Origin of the sequence: Shigella sp. FC1544 (assembly GCF_001722145.1) — a bacterium.
GTDB classification, from domain to species: Bacteria; Pseudomonadota; Gammaproteobacteria; order Enterobacterales; family Enterobacteriaceae; genus Escherichia; species Escherichia coli.
In genome coordinates, this window is record NZ_MECT01000374.1 from 1 (window position 1) to 710 (window position 710).

The 710-nt window shown below is 45.9% G+C and carries 2 protein-coding genes and 1 pseudogene; 2 read left to right on the plus strand and 1 reads right to left on the minus strand.

The genetic code is table 11. The features are described 5' to 3' along the window. Nucleotides 1-315, plus strand: a pseudogene (locus BGK49_RS16525) (IS1-like element IS1B family transposase); the annotation flags it as partial. Nucleotides 316-325: 10 nt separating this feature from the next. On the opposite strand, the gene BGK49_RS30200 reads toward BGK49_RS16525, so the two are convergent. Next, nucleotides 326-502, minus strand: coding sequence for a hypothetical protein (locus BGK49_RS30200; protein ID WP_153933105.1), 177 nt, complete (start codon nucleotides 500-502; stop codon nucleotides 326-328). Nucleotides 503-563: 61 nt separating this feature from the next. Between BGK49_RS30200 and BGK49_RS27705 the strand changes: the two genes are divergently transcribed. Further along, nucleotides 564-710, plus strand: a 147-nt coding sequence (locus BGK49_RS27705; RefSeq protein WP_001393286.1) for an IS1 family transposase, incomplete at its 3' end; no start/stop codon positions are given.

Genomic DNA, 710 nt, shown 5'->3' on the forward strand with positions numbered 1-710 from the left:
GACAGGCTCCGGAAGACGGTTGTTGCGCACGTATTCGGTGAACGCACTATGGCGACGCTGGGGCGTCTTATGAGCTTGCTGTCACCCTTTGACGTGGTGATATGGATGACGGATGGCTGGCCACTGTATGAATCCCGCCTGAAGGGAAAGCTGCACGTAATCAGCAAGCGATATACGCAGCGAATTGAGCGGCATAACCTGAATCTGAGGCAGCACCTGGCACGGCTGGGACGGAAGTCGCTGTCGTTCTCAAAATCGGTGGAGCTGCATGACAAAGTCATCGGGCATTATCTGAACATAAAACACTATCAATAAGTTGGAGTCATTACCTAGAACTTGATACTTCTTCTCCAGGTCTACAAAAATCTTTTGCAATTTTTAACTGTGTTTCTATGTATAAAAAGAAATCTTTGACATAAGAAAAATCTTTGGCATAAGAGATATCTTTATTATTTAGTGCATCTAGCTCAACAGGTAAAGATGTCGTTTTGTTGCTATTCATATATGAGGTGATGCTGCCAACTTACTGATTTAGTGTATGATGGTGTTTTTGAGGTGCTCCAGTGGCTTCTGTTTCTATCAGCTGTCCCTCCTGTTCAGCTACTGACGGGGTGGTGCGTAACGGCAAAAGCACTGCCGGACATCAGCGCTATCTCTGCTCTCACTGCCGTAAAACATGGCAACTGCAGTTCACTTACACCGCTTCTCAA